Source organism: Butyricimonas sp. Marseille-P2440 (genome assembly GCF_900091675.1).
GTDB lineage: Bacteria > Bacteroidota > Bacteroidia > Bacteroidales > Marinifilaceae > Butyricimonas > Butyricimonas synergistica.
This window is the reverse complement of sequence record NZ_LT594605.1, coordinates 1-2,957: the sequence shown is the minus strand read 5'-3', so window position 1 is coordinate 2,957 and position 2,957 is coordinate 1. Positions and strand designations below refer to the sequence as shown.

The 2,957-nt window shown below is 55.5% G+C and carries 1 rRNA gene; it reads right to left on the bottom strand.

Annotated features, from left to right (window positions below):
- Nucleotides 1-29 precede the first annotated feature (29 nt).
- Nucleotides 30-2,915 (bottom strand): 23S ribosomal RNA (locus BN8899_RS00095).
- Nucleotides 2,916-2,957 lie beyond the last annotated feature (42 nt).

Here is a 2,957-nt window from a genome sequence, read left to right as displayed (position 1 = left end):
GGAACGTTAATCGAATCATCTCACCCACCGAACGTCAACTATCGGGTGATTAGTACCACTCGGCTTTGCCGTCGCCGGCTTTACACCTGTGGCCTATCAACGTCGTCGTCTACGACGACCCTAGATGGAGATCTCATCTTGAGGCAGGCTTCGCGCTTAGATGCTTTCAGCGCTTATCCCGTCCGCGCGTGGCTACCCGGCCGTACGACTGGCGTCATAACCGGTTCACTAGCGGCGCGTCCAACCCGGTCCTCTCGTACTAGAGTCAGGACCTCGCGAATCTCCAACGCCCACGACAGATAGGGACCGAACTGTCTCACGACGTTCTGAACCCAGCTCGCGTGCCACTTTAATCGGCGAACAGCCGAACCCTTGGGACCTTCTCCAGCCCCGGGATGTGACGAGCCGACATCGAGGTGCCAAACCGCTCCGTCGATATGAGCTCTTGGGAGCGATCAGCCTGTTATCCCCGGAGTACCTTTTATCCTTTGAGCGATGACCCTTCCACGCGGGATCACCGGATCACTATGCCCTGCTTTCGCACCCGATCGACTTGTAAGTCTCCCGGTCAAGCACCCTTGTGCCATTGCACTCTACGGTTGATTACCAACCAACCCGAGGGTACCTTTGGAAGCCTCCGTTACGCTTTTGGAGGCGACCACCCCAGTCAAACTACCCACCACGCGGTGTCCTCTTACAAAGAGTTAGATCCCAGACAAGAGAAGGGTCGTATTTCAACGATGGCTCCATGAATCCTGGCGAACCCACTTCATTGCCTCCGACCTATCCTACACGTCCCGTGCCCGGGAACAACGCGAAGCTGCAGTAAAGGTTCACGGGGTCTTTCCGTCCCGTCGCGGGTACCCGGCATCTTCACCGGAACTACAATTTCACCGAGCTCATGGTCGAGACAGTGCCCAGATCGTTACACCATTCGTGCAGGTCGGAACTTACCCGACAAGGAATTTCGCTACCTTAGGACCGTTATAGTTACGGCCGCCGTTTACCGGGGCTTCAATTTAAACCTTCGACTCGCGTCTGAGCTCTCCTCTTAACCTTCCGGCACCGGGCAGGTGTCAGGCCATATACGTCATCTTTCGATTTGGCATAGCCATGTGTTTTTGGTAAACAGTCGCCTGGGCCATTTCTCTGCGGCTCTATCACTAGAGCGTCCTTTTTCCCTAAGTTACAGGACTATTTTGCCTAGTTCCTTGACCATGAATCACTCGAGCGCCTTGGTATACTCTACCCGACCACGTGTGTCCGTTTACAGTACGGTTCCTCGTCACTTGAAGTTTAGCGGGTTTTCTTGGGGGTTAATGCCGGGAGCGCTGTCCGCTTGGCCGAGGCCTCGCGGTACTATCGGCTTTCGCCTCGGGTGGCGTGCTTGACTACCACCGTCATCGGGTACGGCCTTCAACGCGCTATTCCGTCAGCGCGCGGCTCCGTGATCACCCCGTCACCGCGTCACGGTGACGAGAAGCACGGGAATGTTAACCCGTTTCTCGTCGGCGTCCCCATTCGGGTTAGCCTTAGAGGCCGGCTGACCCCCGGCTGATTGACATTGCCGGGGAATCCTTGGTCTTGCGGCGTGGGGGGTTCTCGCCCCCATTATCGTTACTTATGCCTACATTTGCTTTTCCTGACGCTCCAGGATACCTCGCGATACCCCTTCGACGCCGACAGGAATGCTCTCCTACCGGTCAGACATGATCTGACCCCACTGCTTCGGTTGGCGGTTTGATGCCCGTGTATTATCCACGCGGGACCACTCGACTAGTGAGCTGTTACGCACTCTTTAAATGAATGGCTGCTTCCAAGCCAACATCCTAGCTGTCATCGCGATCCCACCTCGTTTTTTCAACTTAACCGCCCATTGGGGACCTTGGCAGGTGGTCTGGGTTCTTTCCCTCTCGTCCGCGGACCTTAGCACCCGCGGGCTCACTCCATGGTTTTGATGTTCTAGCATTCGGAGTTTATCCGGATTTGATAGGCGGTGAAGCCCTCGCGTCCAATCAGTAGCTCTACCTCTAGAACAGAACACCACAGGCTGCACCTAAATGCATTTCGGAGAGTACGAGCTATTTCCCAGTTTGATTGGCCTTTCACCCCTACCCCCGGGTCATCCGAAAACTTTTCAACGTTTACCGGTTCGGTCCTCCATCACGTGTTACCGCGACTTCAACCTGCTCGGGGGTAGATCACAAGGTTTCGCGTCTAGCGCCACCAACTATACGCCCTTTAGAGGCTCGCTTTCACTTCGGCTAACATCCCTGAAGGATTTAACCTCGCTGGTGACGACTAACTCGTAGGCTCATTATGCAAAAGGCACGCCGTCACCGGACGGACCGGCTCCGACCGCTTGTAGGCGCGCGGGTTCAGGGTCTATTTCACTCCCCTGCTAGGGGTTCTTTTCACCTTTCCCTCGCGGTACTGGTTCTCTATCGGTCTCTCGGGAGTATTTAGCCTTGCCAGGGGGTCCTGGCGAATTCAGGCAGGATTTCTCGTGTCCCGCCCTACTCGGGATTCCACTATCTCCATGACACTGCACGAGCACGGGGCTATCACCCTCCGCGGCTTACCTTTCCAGGTAATTGCTCTTGATGTCATGTCGAATGACGTGGTCCCATGACCCCGTTGTCGCCGAAACGGCAACGGTTTAGGCTATTCCCCGTTCGCTCGCCACTACTGGGGGAATCACTGTTGTTTTCTTCTCCTGCGGGTAATGAGATGTTTCAGTTCCCCGCGTTTGCCTCCTTTACAGGATGACTGGAATCTATCCAGCCGGGTTGCCCCATTCGGAAACCCACGAGTCAACGGTTACTTGCACCTCGTCGTGGACTATCGCGGCTTATCGCGTCCTTCATCGCCTCCGAGAGCCAAGGCATCCACCGCGCGCCCTTCATTATTCACGTTCGTTAGCGTCGTGTGTTTATATCTACCTTTGTCGATGTATC